General features: G+C 67.7%; 1 pseudogene. It reads left to right on the top strand.

Annotated elements, in window-relative coordinates:
* Positions 1 to 524, top strand: a pseudogene (locus DI272_RS45190) (cellulose 1,4-beta-cellobiosidase); the annotation flags it as partial.

The raw sequence follows: 524 nt of genomic DNA on the forward strand, positions 1-524 counted from the left end.
AACACCACGCTGCTGGGCACGGACACGACGGCGCCGTACTCTCTTTCGGCCTCAGGTTTGACCGTGGGCAGTCATTCTCTGCTGGCGAAGGCGTACGACAGCCTGGGCGCGTCGGCGGAGTCCACACCGGTCGGCATCACGGTCGCCTCAGGCCCGTCCGTGGTCGCCACGCCATCCCAACTGGGCGTACAGCAGGGCAAGACGGGCACGTACGACGTGAAGCTGTCGACCCAGCCGAGCGCCAACGTGACCGTCACCACGGCACGGGCGAGCGGCAACTCGGGCCTGTCCGTGACCGGCGGGGCTTCCCTGACCTTCACCCCGTCGAACTGGAACACGGCCCAGAAGGTGATCATCACCGCCGACTCCTCCGGCACCGGCGCGGCGACCTTCGAGTCCACCGCCACGGGCCACGCGAAGGCGGCGGTGACGGTCACCCAGATCGCGGCGTCCAAGGAGTACGACGCCCGCTTCCTGGAGCTGTACGGCAAGATCACCAATCCGGCGAACGGCTACTTCTCACC

Source organism: Streptomyces sp. Act143, from assembly GCF_003143935.1.
GTDB lineage: Bacteria > Actinomycetota > Actinomycetes > Streptomycetales > Streptomycetaceae > Streptomyces.